Raw genomic sequence first — 18818 nt, forward strand, 5'->3', positions numbered from 1 at the left:
TGCCCACAGACGCCCCGCGACCCAGGCCGATGGGGCTGACCGGTTCGCGTGTCCGCCGGTCGCTCGCGCTGATGTGGCGCGGCATGCGGTCCCACCCGGGGATCTACGCCCTGGCCGTGGGCGCCTCGGCGATCTTCGGCGCCCTCACCGTCGGTGTGAGCCGCGCCGTCGGCTGGGCCACGGACGCCGTGGTCGTGCCCGCCATCGCCGGCGACGAGGTCGCGCGCGACCGGGTGTGGCTCGGCGGCCTCGTCCTCGCCGCCGTGGCACTGACCCTCGCGCTGTCCGTCGCGGGCCGGCGCATCTGGGCGGGCTTCGGTGTCGTCCGGATCCAGGCCGACCACCGCACGGCGCTGACCCGCCAGTACCTGCGCCTGCCCGCCTCCTGGCACCGCGCGCACCCCGCCGGCCAGCTCCTGAACCACACCACCTCCGACACGGAGGCCGCCACCGGCGTCTTCAACCCGCTGCCGTTCGCACTCGGCGTCGTGGTCATGATCGGCGTCTCCATCGGCATGCTCCTGACGATCGACCCCTGGCTGGCGCTCGCGGCGCTCGCCGTCATCCCCGTCACGGTGGCCGTCAACGCCGTCTACCAGCGCCACATGTCCCCGGCCGTGACCCGGGCGCAGCGCCTGCGCGGCGACGTCGCCGACGCGGCGCACGAGAGCTTCGAGGCCGCACTCCTGGTCAAGTCGCTCGGCACGGAGGGACGCGAGGAGGAGCGGTTCGACGCCCGCACGCAGGAGCTGCGTGCCGCCAACGTGCGTGTCGGCATCGTGCGCTCGCTGTTCGACCCCGTGATCCAGACGCTGCCCGCGGTCGGCACCCTGCTGGTGCTCGCCATCGGTACGTGGCGCATCTCGACCGGTGACGTCGTCGCCGGCGACATCGTCACCGCTGCCTACCTGCTCACCATGATGACCGTGCCCGTGCAGGCGTTCGGCTGGGTCCTCGGCGAGCTGCCGCGCGCGCTGGTCGGCTACGAGCGCATCGCGCAGGTCGTCGACTCGACGGGCGCCCTCGCGTACGGCGACGCCCGCCTGCCGCAGACGCCCGGCCAGGCCGGCCTCGCTGTCCGCCTGGACGGCGTGGGCGTCGACGTGCCCGCGATCAGCGGGGCGCGCGGCCGCACGATCACCCTGCTCGACAGCGTGGACGTCGACGTCGAGCCCGGTACGACGGTCGCCGTCGTCGGCACCACCGGCGCCGGCAAGACCACTCTCGTGAGCCTCCTGGCCCGCCTGTCCGACCCGACCCGTGGACACGTGCTGCTCGACGGCGTCGACGCGCGAACCCTGGCCGACGGCGAGATCCCGGCCCACGTCGCGTTCGTCACCCAGACCACGTTCATCTTCGAGGACACGGTGCGCGGCAACGTGACCCTCGCCGACGAGGGCGCGCCCGGCGCACCGTCCGACGACGACGTGTGGGAGGCCCTGCGGCTCGCCCGCCTGGAGGACACCGTGCGGGAGCTCGCCGGTGGCCTCGACGCGCCGCTCGGCGAGCGCGGCGCCAACCTCTCCGGCGGGCAGCGCCAGCGCCTCGCGATCGCACGCGCCCTGGTCCGCGCCCCTCGGCTCCTCGTGCTCGACGACGCGACCAGCGCCGTCGACCCACGGGTCGAGCAGGAGATCCTGCGCGGGCTGGCCGACCGGGCCGACGAGCGGGCCGCCGGCCAGGCGGCCAGCGGGACCGGCTCGGGCGCCGGCCGCAGGTCGGGCACCACGGTGATCATGGTCGCCTACCGCATGTCGTCGGTGGCGCTCGCCGACCGCGTCATCCACGTCGACGGCGGCCGTGTCGTCGACACCGGGACGCACGACGAGCTCATGGCGCGCGACGCCGGCTACCGCGAGCTGGCCACGGCCTACGAGGTCGAGACCGAGCGCAGGGAGCAGGAACGGGCCGACGCGGCCGCCGCCGGTGTGCTGGACGACGAGCTGGAAGAGGTGGCCGGATGACCGCGGCGACGGACGAGCGCGACGTGCCCGACGTGCCCGAGGACCTGCTCGACGCCGACGGCGCGCGCATCGAGTCGACGAGCAGCCTCGGCGTGTTCGCGACGCTGCGCCGGGGCATCGAGATCAGCCCCGAGATCGCCCGGGGCATCTGGGTGACGCTCGGGCTGGCCTCCCTCGCGGCCGCCGGCCGGGTGGTGGTGCCGCTCGCGGTGCAGCAGACCATCGACGTCGGCATCCTGGCCGACGACGGACCCGACGCGGGCCGGGTGGCGCTCCTCGCGTCGCTCGCGGCGGGCGCGCTCGTGCTGGCCGGGCTCTGCGCGGCGCTCGTCAACGTGCGGCTGTTCCGCTCGGCCGAGGCCGGCCTGGCGACCCTGCGGGTCAAGGCGTTCCGGCACGTGCACGACCTGTCGACCCTGACGCAGAACACCGAGCGGCGCGGCGCGCTGGTCTCCCGCGTCACCAACGATGTCGACACCGTGTCGCTGTTCGTGCAGTGGGGCGGCATCATGCTGCTCGTCAGCGCGCTGCAGATCGTGGTGGCGACCGGGCTGATGGTCGTGTACTCGCCGGTCCTCACGGCGGTGGTGTGGGTCGCCTTCGTGCCGATGTTCCTGGTGATCCGGTACGGGCAGAAGTACGTCAACCGCGCCTACACCCTGGTGCGGGAGCGGGTCGGGGCGATGCTGGGCGCCATCTCCGAGGCCGTCGTGGGCGCCGAGACGGTGCGCGCGTACGGCGTGTCCGAGCGCACGGGGCGCCGCATCGGCGGCGCCGTCGAGGACACCCGCAGCGCGCAGGCCCGGTCACAGGTCCTGGTCGCCGCGACGTTCTCGTCGGGTGTCCTGATCTCGAACCTGGTGCTCTCGATCGTCGTCGTCGTGGGAACGCTGCTCGGCGTGGGCGGCGGCCTGACGGCCGGTCAGCTCGTGGCCTTCCTGTTCCTGGTGCAGCTGTTCACCGGCCCGGTCCAGATGGCGACCGAGATCCTCAACGAGCTGCAGAACGCGGTGGCGGGGTGGCGGCGCGTGATCGCCGTCATCGAGACGCCGGTGCAGGTGGCCGAGAAGCCGGGCGCGACGACGCAGGAGCGCGGGCCCGCCCGCGTCACGCTGCGCGACGTCCGGTTCTCGTACCCGAACGGGCCAGAGGTGCTGCACGGCGTGACGCTGGACCTGCCGCCGCGCACCAAGGTCGCGGTGGTGGGCCAGACCGGCTCCGGCAAGACGACCATCGCCAAGCTGGTCACCCGCCTCATGGACCCGACGTCGGGCGCCGTGGAGCTGGACGGCGTGGACCTGCGGGACCTCACGTTCGCGTCGCTGCGCGAGCGCGTCGTGCTGGTGCCGCAGGAGGGCTTCCTCTTCGACGGGACCGTGCTGGCGAACGCGGCGTACGGCCTGCGGGGTGGGGCGGCAGGTCCGACCACCGGACCGGTGGCCGAACCGGTGGAGATCACGCCCGAGACCCGCGCTGCCGTCGAGCAGGCATTCGTCGAGCTCGGGCTGTCCGACTGGGTCGCCGACCTGCCGGACGGGCTCGACACGGAGGTGGGCCAGCGGGGCGAGGCGCTGTCGGCGGGGGAGCGGCAGCTCGTCGCGATCGCACGCGCCTACCTCGCCCAGCCGGACCTGCTCGTGCTCGACGAGGCGACGTCGGCCGTGGACCCCGCCACCGAGGTCCGCATCGCGCGCGCCCTGGACTCGCTGACCGCCGGACGCTCCACGATCACCATCGCCCACCGGCTCTCGACCGCAGAGGCGTCCGACCTCGTGGTCGTGGTGGACGAGGGTCACGTGGCCGAGGTCGGCCCGCACGACGAGCTGGCCGCGGCCGACGGCATCTACGCCCGTATGCACGCGAGCTGGATATCCCAAACCCGGTAGCCACTGCGCCGAACCGCAACCCATCACCCGGACGGAGTCCGTGCACAGGTCCGCCGGACACGTCGCCGCCGCGCCGTGTGAACGGCGTTGGCCGGCGCCATGGGACGACGGAACGAGCTCCCCGGCGATCTCGCGATCATCGCCGAGGCTCAGGCAGGCCTGATCACGACCGCGCAGTGTCCTGACCGCGCCGTGTCCTGACCTCGGTGTGTCGCCCACGCGTGTCGACCGGCTGATCGAGTCGGGGGCGTGGAGACGAGTCACCCGCGGCGTCTACGACACCGACCCGACGCCCATCGCTTCCCGGCATCCCGATCGCCGGCGACGTCGGGCAGCCTTCGCTGCGAAGCGCATGCTCGGGCCTGACTCGGTGGTGGTCGGTGCCTGCGCGCTTGCCCTCCATGGTGTCTGGGGCCTTCCGATCGCGCTCGAGCCGCAGGCGGGCCCTGCCCGGCGGGCGTCGCACCTACTCGCGGGACGGTATCCACGCCCGGCGCGGTGTCCGGCAAGGTGCGCGCAACGCTGGACAAGCACAACGAGGAGCTGTCCTGCGGTCCGACGCCGTCGTCCAGCGGCCTACGACGAAGTCACCGGATCTAGGACCGGACACGCGCCGGCGGCGGACATCACACCGCCGTCGGCCCGTGACGTGGCAGGATTCTCAGGTGCCCGATGTTCTCGATCCCACGATCTCTGCCCGACTCAAGCGGGACGATGCCGGCCTGGTGGCCGCCGTCGTGCAGCAGCACGACACGGGCGAGGTGCTCATGGTCGGCTGGATGGACGACGAGGCCCTGCGCCGCACCCTCAGCGAAGGACGCGTGACCTTCTGGTCCCGCAGCCGCGAGGAGTACTGGCGCAAGGGCGACACGTCCGGGCACGCCCAGTACGTCAAGGCCGTGAGCATGGACTGCGACGGCGACGCGCTGCTGGTCCGGGTGGACCAGGTGGGCGCCGCGTGCCACACCGGCACGCGCACGTGCTTCGAGGCCGGGGGCGACCTCGGCGCGGTGGTCGGAGAGCGCGAGCCGCAGGACACCAACCAGCGAGACGAGGAGAACCGGTGACCCAGCTCGACACCCAGCTCGACCCCCACGAGGCGGGCGCGGCGACCGCACCCGCCGACCTGCCCTGGGGTCGCACCTGGCCGAGCCTCGGAGAGTTCCGGGAGATGGCCACCGACCGCCGGGTGATCCCGGTCGTCCGCCCCCTCCTCGCCGACGACGCCACGCCCGTCGGCCTCTACCGCACGCTGGCGCAGAGCAAGCCGGGCAGCTTCATCCTGGAGTCCGCGGAGTCCGGGGTCTGGGCACGCTGGTCGTTCGTCGGCGTGGCGTCCCGCGCGACGCTGACCAGTGACAACGGCCGGGCCGTCTGGACCGGTGACGTGCCGGTCGGCGTCCCGACGGAGGGTGACGTCGTCGACGTGCTCGAGGCGGCCCTGGTCGCGCTCCGCACGCCCGGCGTGGCCAACCTGCCGCCGCTCACCGGCGGCCTCGCGGGCGTGCTGGGCTGGGACATCGTGCGGCACTGGGAGCCCACGCTCCCGGCGACGGCCCCGGACGAGGTGGGCGCGCCGGAGCTCGCCCTGTGCCTCGCCACCGACCTCGCCGTGGTGGACCACCGGGAGGGGACCGTGTGGCTGGTCGCGAACGCGATCAACGCCGACGCCACGGACGAGCGCGTCGACGAGGCCTACGCGGACGCCGTCGCCCGGCTCGACGCCATGGAGGCGCAGCTGGAGGCGGGCGGGACCCGTGTCACCTCCGTCGTCGTGGAGGGCCCGGAGCCGCAGCTCGAGTTCCGCTCCACCCAGGACGAGTTCGAGGACGCGGTGCTCGCTGGCAAGGAGGCGATCCGCGACGGCGAGGTGTTCCAGGTCGTGCTGTCCCAGCGCCTGGACCTGGACTGCCCGGCGGACCCGCTGGACGTCTACCGCGCGCTGCGCACCGTGAACCCGAGCCCGTACATGTACTACTTCCACCTGGCCAAGCCGGACGGTGCCGAGTTCGCCGTGGTCGGCTCCAGCCCCGAGACCCTCGTGAAGGTGGACGACGGCCACGTCACCACCTACCCGATCGCAGGGTCCCGGCCGCGTGGCTCCCACCCGGAGGAGGACGCGGAGCTCGGCGAGGAGCTGCTGGCCGACCCCAAGGAGCGCGCCGAGCACATCATGCTCGTCGACCTGTCCCGCAACGACATGGTGAAGGTGTGCGAGCCCACCAGCGTCGAGGTGGTCGAGTTCATGAAGGTGCGCCGGTTCAGCCACATCATGCACATGTGCTCGACGGTGGTGGGCCGGCTCCGCGCCGGTCGCAGCGCGCTGGACGCGCTGCGCGCCACCTTCCCGGCCGGCACGCTGTCGGGTGCGCCCAAGCCCCGGGCGATCGCCCTGATCGACGAGCTCGAGCCCGCGTCCCGCGGCATCTACGGCGGGGTGTGCGGGTACTTCGACTTCGGCGGGAACATGGACATGGCCATCGCCATCCGCACCGCGTACATCGCCGACGGGCGGGCGAGCGTCCAGGCGGGCGGCGGCATCGTCGCCGACTCGGTGCCCGCCCTGGAGTACGCGGAGTCGCGCAACAAGGCCGCCGCGGCGGTACGCGCCATCCAGCTCGCGTCGCGCCTGGCTCCGCTGCGGAAGGCCGGGGGCGGCAGGTGACCCGTACCCGCACCGTCCTCGCGCTGCTGGTCCTGGGCGCGCTGACCTTCGGTACCGGCTCGCCCACGTGGGTGACCACCACGGTGGCGACCGCGCTGGAGCCCGAGGTCGCGGTCGCTGCCTCGGGCACCTCGGCGGCGCCGGGCGTGGGAGCCGGTGCGCTCGTCCTCCTCGCCGCCGGCATCGCCTGCGCGCTCACGGGGCGTGTCGCCCGGTACGTGGCCCTCGTGGTCGCGGCGGGGGCAGGGGTGCTGGTGGTGGCGAGCACGCTCGTCGTCGTCGCCGACCCCACACCTGCCGCCACCGCCGCCGCGTCCGCGACGAGCGGTGTCACCGAGCTCACGTCACCGGTCACGCTGACCGCGTGGCCGTGGGCCGCGATCGCCACGGGAGTGCTCGCGGTGGTCGTGGCCGTCTGGGCCGCTGTCGCGGCGCGCGGGTGGGCGGGGACCTCTGGCCGGCACGAGCGCGCGGACGGGACGGGGACGGCCGGCAGCACGGACGAGCAAGGCCACGCCGCTGGGTCGGACGCTCCTGGGTCGGACGCCACTGGTCCGGACGCCGCAGAGCAGGACGACGACGAGATCGACCCCCACGACGCCTGGGACGCGCTGTCCCGGGGCGACGACCCGACGGGCCGCTGACCTCACGCCGAGCGGTTAGGCTGAGCGCGTACCGCACGACACGAAAGGCACCAACCTGCGATGACCGAGAACAAGCCCGAGATCGCCTACCTGCCGCCGGGCGTCCCGCCGACGAACCACGGCCACACGGTCGCCGCGTGGGTGACGATGGCCGGCATCACGCTCGGCGCGCTCATCTCCGCGTTCGGCCTCGTGCTGGCCGCGTCGTCGCCGTCGGGGCTGGTCATGTTCGCGGTCGGCCTGGTCGTGGTCGGCGTCTCGCTGATCGTCGGCCTGGTGCTGCGGAACCTGGGCATGGGCCAGAAGAAGGTCCAGCGGTAGGTCCACGATGACCGAGCTCGCGATGCCCGCACGGCCCGCCGCGTACCCCCGGAACAACCTGGGGGTCTGGTCGCTCGTGCTGGGCATCGCGTCGGTCGTCCTGGCGCTGGGTGTCGTCACCGGCATCCCCGCCATCATCGTCGGCAACCAGGGACGCCGCGCCGTGCGCGCAGGCGAGGCGAACAACGAGGGCATGGCGCTGACCGGCGTCGTGCTCGGCTGGATCTCGCTGGCGATCCTGGCCGTGGTGATCGGGCTGCTCGTCGTCCGGCTCCTGGCGGGTGAGCCCCATTCCTGAGATCGCCGAGCCCGGCCCTGCGCCGGCCGCCGGGCCCGACGCTCGGCCTGCCCGGCCCGCCACCACCTCGGTGCTCCGGGCGCCGCTCCTCGCGGGCGCGGCGGTCGGCGCGGCCACGCTGCTGGTCGCGCTGCGCGACCCGCACGTGCGCGGCTCCTACGGGTTCTGCCCGCTGCTGGAGCTGACCGGCCTGGCCTGCCCCCTGTGCGGTGGGCTGCGCGCCACGCACGACCTCGCGCACCTCGACCTGGCCGGTGCCTGGTCGGCGAACGCGCTGTGGACGGTGGCCGCCCCCGTCGTGGTGGTCCTCTGGCTGACGTGGCTCGTGGCCGCCGCACGCGGCCGTCCCGTCAAGGGTCTGTCGAGCACCGCCGGCTGGGTCACCCTCGGGGTCGCCCTGGCGTTCTTCGTGGCGCGCAACCTCCCCGTCCTGCAGCCCTATCTGACGCCCTGGACCTGACGCCGGACCCGACGCCGGACGTGACCGGGCGCGGTCCTGGCCCGACCAGGTGATCTCCAGGGAGTCCTCGGACGACTCCCGGCCCGGGATCTGACGGGACGTCGTCTCACGGTCCGGGAGTGGTCAGGACCACACCCTGGGTCCGCCTACGATGGCCATGGGGCGATCGCCCCGGCAAACGTACGAGGCGTAGCACGAGGGCAGAGCAAGGGCACGGGGAGGCTCATTACATGTCGGTCCTGGAGGACATCGTCGCGGGAGTTCGTGAGGACCTCGCGGAGCGTGAGGCACGTGTGTCTCTCGACGCGCTCAAGGAGCGTGCCACCGCGGTGCCCGGGGCCCTCGAGTGCCTCGGTCGTCTGAAGCAGGCGGACGCCGTGTCGGTGATCGCCGAGGTGAAGCGCTCGAGCCCGAGCAAGGGCTCGCTCGCGTCGATCGACGACCCTGCGGCGCTCGCCGTCGAGTACGAGACGGGCGGCGCGTCCGCGATCTCCGTGCTCACCGAGCAGCGCCGGTTCAACGGCTCGCTCGCCGACCTGGACGCCGTGCGCGGCCGGGTGGACGTCCCGGTGCTCCGCAAGGACTTCATCGTGACGCCGTACCAGGTGTGGGAGGCGCGAGCGCACGGGGCCGACCTGGTGCTGATCATCGTGGCCGCCCTGGAGCAGACGGTGCTCGAGTCGCTCGTCGAGCGGGTGCACTCGCTCGGCATGACGGCCCTGGTCGAGGCGCACAACCTCGAGGAGGTCCGCCGGGCGGTCGACGCCGGGGCGCGGGTGGTGGGCGTCAACGCCCGCAACCTGAAGACCCTCGAGCTGGACCGCGGCCTGTTCCGCAGCCTCGCCGAGTACATCCCGGACGACGTGATCAAGATCGCGGAGTCCGGCATCCGAGGTCCGCACGACGTGATGGAGATGGCCCGCGCGGGCGCCGACGGCGTCCTGGTGGGCGAGGCCCTGGTGACCGACGGCGCGCCGCGCGCCTCGGTGGCCGACCTCGTCGCAGCGGGTTCGCACCCGTCGCTGCGGTCCGTCCGTCCGGCTTGAAGGGGTCCGAGGTGACCGACGTGAAGCTGTCCGACGTCTCCGGTCCGTACTTCGGCGAGTACGGCGGGCGCTACGTGCCCGAGGCGCTCATCGCCGCGCTCGACGAGCTGGACACCGAGTTCCGCAAGGCGGCCGACGACCCCGAGTTCGCGGCGGAGCTGCAGCGCCTGCACCGGGAGTACACGGGCCGGCCGAGCGCGCTGACCGAGGTGCAGCGGTTCGCCGCGCACACGGGTGAGGCGCGCGTGTTCCTCAAGCGTGAGGACCTGAACCACACCGGCTCGCACAAGATCAACAACGTGCTGGGCCAGGCCCTGCTGGTCAAGCGCATGGGCAAGAAGCGCCTCATCGCCGAGACGGGGGCCGGCCAGCACGGCGTCGCCACCGCCACCGCCGCAGCCCTGATGGACCTCGAGTGCGTGGTCTACATGGGCGAGGAGGACACCCGGCGCCAGGCGCTGAACGTGGCACGCATGCGCCTGCTCGGTGCCGAGGTGGTGCCGGTGAAGATCGGCTCGCGCACGCTCAAGGACGCGATCAACGAGGCGCTGCGGGACTGGGTGGCCAACGTCGAGACCACCCACTACCTCCTGGGCACCGTGACGGGCCCGCACCCCTTCCCCGAGATGGTGCGTCAGTTCCACCGCATCATCGGCGAGGAGGCGCGCGAGCAGATCCTGGAGCGCACCGGCCGCCTGCCCGACGTCGTCGCGGCGTGCGTGGGCGGCGGGTCCAACGCGCTCGGCATCTTCAACGCGTTCCTCGACGACAAGGGCGTCGAGCTGCGCGGCTTCGAGGCCGGCGGCGAGGGCATCGAGTCGGGGCGCCACGCGGCCCGGTTCAGCGGCGGCGCGCTGGGCGTGCTGCACGGTGCCCGCTCCTACCTGCTGCAGGACGACGACGGCCAGACCCTGCCCAGCCACTCCGTCTCGGCCGGTCTCGACTATCCGAGCGTCGGCCCGGCCCACGCCTGGCTGCACGACCTGGGCCGCGCGACCTACGAGCCGGTGACCGACGACGAGGCCATGGAGGCGTTCCGCCTGCTGTGCCGCACCGAGGGGATCATCCCGGCGATCGAGTCGGCGCACGCCCTCGCGGGCGCGATGCGCGTGGGCAAGGCCGCGGCGGCAGAAGGCCGCACCGGACCCGACGGCGAGCCGCTTCTGATCCTCGTGAACCTCTCCGGTCGCGGCGACAAGGACGTGGCGACGGCGGCCCGCTGGTTCGGGCTGCTCGACGAGGGTGTGGCGACGGAAGAGCTCGAGCGGCAGGAGGGCCGGGGATGAGCACTGTGACAGAGCCGGCCACCGGGCCGCAGACGGGGTCGAGCACGAGCGACCTGATCGCCCGGCTGCGTGCGCAGGAGAACCGCCCCGCGCTGGTGGGCTACCTGCCGGTGGGCTACCCGACCGTGGACCGGTCGGTGGAGGCCCTCAAGACGCTGATCGACCACGGCACGGACGTCATCGAGCTCGGCGTGCCGTACACGGACCCCGTGCTGGACGGCCCGGTCATCCAGGCCGCCGCGCAGGGCGCGCTCGACGCCGGTGCCCGCGTGCGGGACGTCTTCCGTGTGGTGCGGGAGCTGACCGAGTACGCGCCGCACGTGCCCGTGCTGGTCATGACCTACTGGAACCCGGTGCTCAAGTACGGGGCGGACGCGTTCGCGCGCGACCTGGCCGCCGCGGGCGCCGCCGGTCTGATCACGCCCGACCTCATCCCCGACGAGGCCGGAGACTGGCTGGCCGCCAGCGAGACGCACGGGCTGGACCGCGTGTTCCTCGTGGCCCCGAGCTCGACGCCGGAACGGCTGCGGCTCACCGTCGCCGCCTCGCGCGGGTTCGTCTACGCGGCGTCGCTCATGGGTGTGACGGGGGAGCGGAGCCAGGTGGGCTCGCGCGCCGAGCAGCTCGTGGCCGACACCCGCGCGGCCGGTGCCGTCAACGTCTGCGTGGGCCTCGGCGTCTCCACCGGTGCGCAGGCCGCCCAGGTGGGCCGCTTCGCCGACGGCGTCATCGTCGGCTCCGCGATGGTGCGTCCGCTGCTGTCGGACGGCCCGCTGACCGAGGACGAGTGGGCCGCCCGTCTCACGGATCTGGCCGAGGTGACGGAGGACCTCGCCGCCGGGGTACGGTCTGCCCGCGCTACCGCGCCCACTGACCCATCCGCTGCCGTCACGCCCGGCGGCGCGACGACACCCGGAGAGGCCCCGTGACGCTGCTGACCGCACTGCCGGCATCTCTGTCCGTCGAGCTGCCTGCGTTGCTGCCCGCTGCCGTGGTCGCCGAGATACCCAGCCCTACCGAGCACACCTGGTTCCTCGGGATCTTCCCGCTGCGCGCGTACGCGCTGGCCATCCTCGCGGGGATCGTCGTCGCCCTCTGGATGACCGCCAGGCGCTGGAAGGCGCGTGGCGGCCGCCCCGAGGACGTCCTGGACATCGCGTTCTGGGCGGTGCCGTTCGGCATCGTCGGGGGCCGGATCTATCACGTGCTCTCGTCGCCGGACCGGTACTTCGGTGAGAACTTCTCGGGCGGGGGCGAGCCGATCACGGCGCTCTACGTCTGGGAGGGCGGCCTCGGCATCTGGGGCGCGGTGGCGTTCGGCGCCGTCGGGGCCTGGCTGGGCTGCCGCCAGAAGGGCGTCCGGCTCTCGTCCTTCGCCGACGCCGTGGCCCCCGGGCTCCTGGTGGCGCAGGCCGTCGGCCGTCTCGGCAACTGGTTCAACCAGGAGCTGTACGGGCGGCCCACCGAGCTGCCCTGGGGCCTGCGGATCGACGCCGAGTACCTGGTGTCGAACCCGGCGACGGGTGTGGCGTACCCGGAGGGAACGCTGTTCCACCCGACGTTCCTGTACGAGCTCCTGTGGTGCCTCGTCATGGCTGGGCTTCTGCTTTTTCTCGACCGTCGGTTCAAGTTGGGTCATGGACGGGTATTCTGGGCGTACGTCCTGCTCTACACTCTCGGACGGGTCTGGATCGAGATGCTCCGCATCGACGATGCGGAGCTGGTGCTGGGGCTACGCCTCAACGTCTGGACGTCGATCCTCCTGGGCCTCGTGGCCCTGGTGGTCTCGGTGGTGCTGGCTCGGAAGTTCCCCACCAGGGAAGAGTCGGTACGGCTGCGGCCTGCGGGGGATGATCCGTCGGCCGGACCTGGGGCCGATCCTGAGCCTGACCCAGCAGGCGAACGAGCAAGTGACCCAGCGAGTGAGCCAGCAAGTGAAGGGACCGGCGAGGCAGCTGCCTCGCCGGAGGAAGAGAAGACAGCAGCAGTGGAGGAGTCCGACGCGGACACCTCCGCGCGCACCTGAGGGGCACGGCCGCCGGGACCACCGGACGACGAGCCCCCTGACCGACCGGGCCGCCGTCGTCCCGGACCATCGCAAGGAACTGCGCCCGGCTACGGCCGGGTGCCTGTGAGGACCCATGACCAAGCCGTTGCCGACACAACAGGTGGGGATGCCCGCACAGGGCCTGTACGACCCGGCGGCCGAGCATGACGCGTGCGGTGTCGCCTTCGTCGCGACCCTGCGTGGCACGCCCGGACGAGACATCGTCGATGCCGGACTCACCGCCCTGCTCAACCTCGACCACCGCGGAGCGGTGGGGGCGGAGGAGGACAGCGGCGACGGCGCCGGGATCCTGACCCAGATCCCCGACGCGTTCATCCGCGACGTGGTGGGCGTCGACCTGCCGCCCGCAGGCATGTACGCGATCGGCACGGCCTTCCTGCCGACCGACGACGCCGAGCGGGACGCCGTCGTGCGCCGCATCGAGGCGCTGGCCGCCGAGGAGAAGCTCGACGTGCTCGCGTGGCGCGACGTCCCGGTGGACGCCGGGATCGTCGGCCCCACGGCGCGCGCCTCGATGCCGGTGTTCCGGCAGATCGTCGTCGCCGACCCGTCGCGCGGGCTGGCCGGGATCGACCTGGACCGCCGGTGCTACCGCCTGCGCAAGCGGGCGGAGAACGAGATCGGCCTGTACTTCGCGTCGCTCAGCGCCCGCACCCTGACGTACAAGGGCATGCTGACCACCGCGCAGCTCGAGCCGTTCTTCCCGGACCTGTCCGACCCGCGGTACGCCACGGAGCTCGCCCTGGTCCACTCGCGGTTCTCCACCAACACGTTCCCGTCGTGGCCCCTGGCCCAGCCGTTCCGGCTGCTCGCCCACAACGGCGAGATCAACACGGTGCGCGGCAACCGCAACTGGGTGGCGGCGCGCGAGGGCACCATGGAGTCCGACCTGCTCGGTGACCTGGAGGCGCTGCAGCCGGTGTGCTCGCCCGGCGCGAGCGACTCGGCCAGCTTCGACGAGGTCCTGGAGCTGCTGCACCTGAGCGGCCGCTCCCTGCCGCACTCGGTGCTGATGATGGTGCCGGAGGCCTGGGAGAACAACCCCGGTATGGACCCCGCGCTGCGCTCGTTCTACGAGTTCAACGCGAACCTCATCGAGCCGTGGGACGGCCCCGCCTCCCTCACGTTCACCGACGGCACCCTGATCGGCGCCGTGCTGGACCGCAACGGGCTGCGCCCCGGGCGCTGGTGGGTCACCGAGGACGGTCTCGTCGTGCTGGCCTCCGAGGCCGGCGTGCTCGACATCGACCCCGCCACGGTGGTCCGCAAGGGTCGCCTGGAGCCCGGCAAGATGTTCCTCGTGGACACCGGCTCCGGCCGGATCGTCGAGGACGAGGAGATCAAGTCCGGTCTCGCCGCGATGCACCCGTACGGGGACTGGATCCGTGAGCACTCGGTCCGCCTCGAGGACCTGCCGGACCGGGAGCACGTGGCGCACAGCCCGGCGTCCGTCCGGCGTCGGCAGCGTGCGTTCGGGTACACCGAGGAAGAGCTCAAGATCATCCTGTCGCCGATGGCGACCACGGGTGGCGAGCCGCTCGGTGCCATGGGTTCCGACACGCCTGTCGCGGTGCTGTCCCAGCGTCCGCGCCTCCTGTTCGACTACTTCACCCAGATGTTCGCGCAGGTGACCAACCCGCCGCTGGACGCGATCCGCGAGGAGCTCGTCACGGCGATCGGCAGTGCCATCGGCCCCGAGCCGAACCTGCTCGCGGACATCCCGGAGCACGCCCGCAAGCTCGTGCTCGGCTTCCCGGTGCTGGACAACGACCAGCTCGCCAAGATCGTGCACGTCGAGCGCGACCGGGAGCTGGAGGGTGTCTTCCAGGCGGAGACCATCCAGGGCCTCTACGAGGTCTCGGGCGGCGGCGCCGCCCTCCTGTCCCGGCTCGAGGCGATCTTCGCCGACGTCGACCGGTACGTGGAGGAGGGTGCGAGCTTCCTCGTGCTGTCCGACCGCGACGCCAACTCCGAGCTGGCGCCGATCCCGTCGCTGCTCCTGACCAGCGCCGTGCACCACCACCTGGTTCGCAAGCACACCCGCAACCGGGTGTCGCTCGTGGTCGAGGCCGGCGACGTGCGCGAGGTGCACCACGTCGCGCTGCTCATCGGCTACGGCGCGGCCGCGGTGAACCCGTACCTCGCCATGGAGACCGTCGAGGACCTGGCCCGTCGTGGGTACCTGGACGTCACGCCGGAGCAGGCGGTCGCCAACCTCATCAAGGGGCTCGGCAAGGGTGTGCTCAAGGTGATGTCCAAGATGGGCATCTCCACGATCATGTCCTACCGCGGCGCCCAGATCTTCGAGGCCATCGGTCTCTCGCACGACCTCGTCGAGGACTACTTCACCGGGACCACCTCGCGGCTGGGCGGCATCGGCCTGGACGTCATCGCGGCCGAGGTCGCGGCACGGCACGCCGAGGCGTACCCGCCGTCGGGCAACAAGAAGCCCGGCGAGCGCCTCACCACCGGTGGCGAGTACCAGTGGCGGCGGGACGGCGAGGACCACCTCTTCGACCCGGAGACGGTCTTCCGCCTCCAGCACGCCACCCGGTCCGGCCGGATGGACATCTTCCGGCAGTACACGCGGCGCGTGGACGAGCAGTCGAACCGCCTGATGACGCTGCGCGGCCTGCTGCGGTTCAGCCCCGACCGCGAGCCGGTGCCGATCGACGAGGTCCAGCCGGTCAGCGAGATCGTCAAGCTGTTCAACACGGGCGCCATGTCGTACGGCTCGATCTCGGCGGAGGCGCACGAGACCCTCGCGATCGCGATGAACCGTCTCGGCGGCCGGTCCAACTCGGGCGAGGGCGGCGAGGACCCGGAGCGGCTGTACGACGACGAGCGGCGCTCGCGCGTCAAGCAGATCGCGTCGGGCCGGTTCGGCGTCACGTCGGAGTACCTGACGCAGGCCACCGACATCCAGCTCAAGCTCGCCCAGGGCGCCAAGCCGGGCGAGGGCGGGCAGCTGCCCGGGAACAAGGTGTACCCGTGGGTCGCGAAGACCCGGCACTCGACGCCGGGCGTCGGCCTCATCTCGCCGCCGCCGCACCACGACATCTACTCGATCGAGGACCTGGCCCAGCTGATCCACGACGCGAAGAACGCCAACCCCGAGGCGCGCGTGCACGTGAAGCTGGTCAGCGAGTTCGGCGTCGGCACGGTGGCGACCGGCGTGTCCAAGGCGCACGCCGACGTCGTCCTGATCTCCGGGCACGACGGCGGCACGGGCGCCTCGCCGCTCACGTCGCTCAAGCACGCCGGCACGCCCTGGGAGATCGGCCTGGCCGAGACCCAGCAGACGCTGGTGCTCAACGACCTGCGTGACCGCATCGTCGTGCAGGTGGACGGTCAGATGAAGACCGGCCGCGACGTGATCGTCGCGGCGCTGCTCGGGGCCGAGGAGTTCGGCTTCGCGACGGCGCCCATGGTCGTGTCCGGCTGCGTCATGATGCGGGTCTGCCACCTGGACACGTGCCCGGTCGGCGTCGCCACGCAGAACCCCGAGCTGCGCAGCCGGTTCACCGGCAAGCCGGAGTTCGTCGTGAACTTCTTCGAGTTCATCGCCCAGGAGGTGCGTGAGCACCTCGCGGCGCTCGGCTTCCGCAGCCTCGAGGAGGCGGTGGGCCAGGTGCAGGTGCTCGACACCCGCAAGGCGGTCGACCACTGGAAGGCGCAGGGGCTCGACCTGACCCCGGTGCTGGCCCGGCCGCAGCTCAAGGAGGGCTCCTCGCTGCGGCACACGACGCTGCAGGACCACGGCCTTGCCAGGGCGCTGGACAACCAGCTCGTCACGGCCGCCGCCCCGGCGCTCGAACACGGTGAGCCCGTGCGGATCGAGCTGCCGATCCGGAACGTGAACCGCACGGTCGGCACCATGCTCGGCCATGAGGTGACCAAGCGGTACCGCGGTGCGGGCCTGCCCGACGACACGATCGACGTGACCCTCACGGGGTCCGCCGGCCAGTCGCTCGGCGCGTTCCTGCCCCGCGGCATCACGCTGCGCCTGTTCGGCGACGCCAACGACTACGTCGGCAAGGGTCTGTCCGGTGGCCGCATCGCGGTCCGCCCGGACAAGGCGTCCGTGCTCGACGGCGGCAACGTCATCGGTGGCAACGTCATCGGCTACGGCGCCACGTCCGGCGAGATCTACCTGCGCGGTCGTGTGGGGGAGCGGTTCGGCGTGCGCAACTCCGGCGCCACCCTCGTCGCGGAGGGCGTGGGCGACCACGCCTGCGAGTACATGACGGGCGGCACGGTGCTGGTGCTCGGCCCCACGGGCCGCAACGTCGGCGCCGGCATGTCCGGCGGTACCGCGTACTTCCTGGACCTGCGGGTCTCGCGTGTCAACCAGGCCGCCCTCGAGGCGCGAGAGCTCTCGCTCGAACCCCTGGACGACGCCGACTGGGAGACCGTGCGCGACCTGCTGGAGCGGCACCACACCGAGACCGGCTCGGCCGTGGCGGCCGAGCTGCTCGCCGACCCCGCGGCGGCCCGGCTGCGCTTCAGCCGTCTGCTGCCGCCCGGCTGGGCGCGCGTGCGCCTGGCACTCAGCGAGGCGGAGGCCGCCGGCGCCGACGTCTCCGGAAAGACCCAGTGGGACCCGTCCGTCTGGGACCAGATCATGGAGGTGGCACGTGGCTGACCCCAGAGGATTCCTCAAGGTCACCGAGCGGGAGCTCCCGCCGAACCGGCCCGTCGAGGTCCGGCTGCGCGACTGGAAGGACACCCACGCGCACCGCGAGGACGGGCAGCCGTTCCTCAAGGAGCAGGCCGGCCGCTGCATGGACTGCGGCGTGCCGTTCTGTCACCAGGGCTGCCCGCTGGGCAACCTGATCCCGGACTGGAACGACCTCGTGTGGCGCGGGCAGTGGGCCGACGCCATCGACCGCCTGCACGCGACCAACAACTTCCCGGAGTTCACGGGCCGCGTGTGCCCGGCGCCGTGCGAGTCGTCCTGCGTGCTGAGCATCAACCAGCCCGCGGTGACCATCAAGAACGTCGAGGTCTCGATCATCGACGAGGCGTTCGCCCGCGGTCTGGTCACGCCGCACGTCCCGGAGCGGCTCACGGGCTCCACGGTCGCCGTCGTGGGGTCCGGCCCCGCCGGCCTCGCCGCGGCGCAGCAGCTCACGCGCGCCGGCCACACGGTCGTCGTCTACGAGCGGGACGACGCCGTCGGTGGCCTCCTGCGCTACGGCATCCCGGACTTCAAGCTCGAGAAGCTGCACATCGACCGCCGACTGGCGCAGATGGAGGCCGAGGGCACCCGCTTCCGGACCGGCGTCGCGATCGGCACGGACATGAGCTGGGACGCCCTGCGGCGCCGGTTCGACGCGGTGGTGGTCGCCACCGGTGCCACCGTGCCGCGCGACCTGGCGCTGCCCGGGCGGGATCTGGCGGGCATCCACTTCGCCATGGACTACCTGACCCCCGCCAACGAGGCGGTGCGCGCCGGCACGCCCGACGTCCTGCCGGAGGGTGCGCCGTCCGCTGCGGGCAAGCACGTGATCATCATCGGCGGCGGCGACACCGGTTCGGACTGCCTCGGCACCGCGCTGCGCCAGGGCGCCGCGAGCGTCACCACCCTCGCGATCGGCAAGAAGCCGCCGCTCGAGCGCCCGGCGAACCAGCCGTGGCCGACCGACCCCATCCTGTTCGAGGTCTCGACCTCGCACGAGGAGGGCGGCGAGCGCACCTACCTCGCCTCGACGGTGGAGTTCGTGCCGGACGCCGAGGGCAACGTCCGCGCGCTCAAGGTCGCGGAGACCCAGTACCTGCCCGACGGCCGCCGCGCCGCCACCCCCGGCACCGAGCGCGAGATCCCCGCGGACCTCGTGCTCGTGGCCATGGGCTTCACGGGCCCCGAGACCGGCGTGCTCGAGGAGCAGACCGGCATCGAGATCACCGAGCGTGGTCTGGTGGCGCGCGGCGACGACTACGCTGCAAGCCTGCCCGGAGTTTTTGTCGCCGGCGACGCCGGTCGCGGGCAGTCCCTCATCGTGTGGGCCATCGCGGAGGGCCGCGCCGCGGCCGCCGCGGCTGATACCTACCTGCAGGGCAGCACCGAGCTGCCTGCCCCGGTGCGTCCGCGCACGCTCGCTCTGCGGTCGTGACCGGAGAACCCGCCCGGGAGTTGTTCACCCCCACAGGGCGCTGCGGCGCCCACCTGCCTAGGCT

General features: G+C 72.6%; 14 protein-coding genes. All 14 read left to right on the plus strand.

What is annotated here, in order from left to right:
• Nucleotides 1-29: 29 nt before the first annotated feature.
• Nucleotides 30-1964, plus strand: a complete 1935-nt coding sequence (locus LUM46_RS16910; RefSeq protein ID WP_420875789.1) for an ABC transporter ATP-binding protein — start codon at nucleotides 30-32, stop codon at nucleotides 1962-1964.
• A complete protein-coding gene (locus LUM46_RS16915; protein WP_274995384.1) occupies nucleotides 1961-3850 on the plus strand; it encodes an ABC transporter ATP-binding protein in 1890 nt (629 codons plus the stop codon). The genes LUM46_RS16910 and LUM46_RS16915 overlap by 4 nt, the downstream gene beginning before the upstream one ends.
• A gap of 665 nt (nucleotides 3851-4515) precedes the next feature.
• Entirely contained in the window at nucleotides 4516-4917 is a 402-nt protein-coding gene (gene hisI, locus LUM46_RS16920; RefSeq protein WP_274995385.1) for a phosphoribosyl-AMP cyclohydrolase, read from the plus strand.
• Complete coding sequence (locus tag LUM46_RS16925) at nucleotides 4914-6515, plus strand: anthranilate synthase component I (protein ID WP_274995386.1); 1602 nt, start codon at nucleotides 4914-4916, stop codon at nucleotides 6513-6515. Before hisI ends, LUM46_RS16925 begins: the two co-directional genes overlap by 4 nt.
• Nucleotides 6512-7159, plus strand: coding sequence for a Trp biosynthesis-associated membrane protein (locus LUM46_RS16930; protein ID WP_274995387.1), 648 nt, complete (start codon nucleotides 6512-6514; stop codon nucleotides 7157-7159). Before LUM46_RS16925 ends, LUM46_RS16930 begins: the two co-directional genes overlap by 4 nt.
• A 60-nt stretch (nucleotides 7160-7219) precedes the next feature.
• Complete coding sequence (locus tag LUM46_RS16935) at nucleotides 7220-7480, plus strand: HGxxPAAW family protein (RefSeq protein ID WP_274995388.1); 261 nt, start codon at nucleotides 7220-7222, stop codon at nucleotides 7478-7480.
• A gap of 7 nt (nucleotides 7481-7487) precedes the next feature.
• Nucleotides 7488-7778 (plus strand): DUF4190 domain-containing protein, encoded by a 291-nt coding sequence (locus LUM46_RS16940; RefSeq protein WP_274995390.1) that lies wholly within the window; start codon nucleotides 7488-7490, stop codon nucleotides 7776-7778.
• Complete coding sequence (locus LUM46_RS16945) at nucleotides 7762-8238, plus strand: DUF2752 domain-containing protein (RefSeq protein WP_274995391.1); 477 nt, start codon at nucleotides 7762-7764, stop codon at nucleotides 8236-8238. Before LUM46_RS16940 ends, LUM46_RS16945 begins: the two co-directional genes overlap by 17 nt.
• A gap of 230 nt (nucleotides 8239-8468) precedes the next feature.
• The gene (gene trpC / locus LUM46_RS16950) at nucleotides 8469-9284 is read left to right on the plus strand and encodes an indole-3-glycerol phosphate synthase TrpC (RefSeq protein WP_274995392.1); all 816 of its coding nucleotides are present in this window, start codon (nucleotides 8469-8471) and stop codon (nucleotides 9282-9284) included.
• Between the two features lie 11 nt (nucleotides 9285-9295).
• The gene (trpB, locus tag LUM46_RS16955; protein WP_274995393.1) at nucleotides 9296-10570 is read left to right on the plus strand and encodes a tryptophan synthase subunit beta; all 1275 of its coding nucleotides are present in this window, start codon (nucleotides 9296-9298) and stop codon (nucleotides 10568-10570) included.
• Nucleotides 10567-11499, plus strand: a complete 933-nt coding sequence (gene trpA, locus LUM46_RS16960; protein ID WP_274995394.1) for a tryptophan synthase subunit alpha — start codon at nucleotides 10567-10569, stop codon at nucleotides 11497-11499. Before trpB ends, trpA begins: the two co-directional genes overlap by 4 nt.
• Nucleotides 11496-12596 (plus strand): prolipoprotein diacylglyceryl transferase, encoded by a 1101-nt coding sequence (gene lgt, locus LUM46_RS16965; RefSeq protein ID WP_274995396.1) that lies wholly within the window; start codon nucleotides 11496-11498, stop codon nucleotides 12594-12596. Before trpA ends, lgt begins: the two co-directional genes overlap by 4 nt.
• A 115-nt stretch (nucleotides 12597-12711) precedes the next feature.
• Entirely contained in the window at nucleotides 12712-17283 is a 4572-nt protein-coding gene (gene gltB / locus LUM46_RS16970) for a glutamate synthase large subunit (protein ID WP_274995398.1), read from the plus strand.
• Entirely contained in the window at nucleotides 17276-18754 is a 1479-nt protein-coding gene (locus tag LUM46_RS16975) for a glutamate synthase subunit beta (RefSeq protein ID WP_274995400.1), read from the plus strand. The genes gltB and LUM46_RS16975 overlap by 8 nt, the downstream gene beginning before the upstream one ends.
• Nucleotides 18755-18818: the final 64 nt, after the last annotated feature.

The sequence above is a fragment of the Promicromonospora iranensis genome, assembly GCF_028994805.1.
GTDB classification, from domain to species: domain Bacteria; phylum Actinomycetota; class Actinomycetes; order Actinomycetales; family Cellulomonadaceae; genus Promicromonospora; species Promicromonospora iranensis.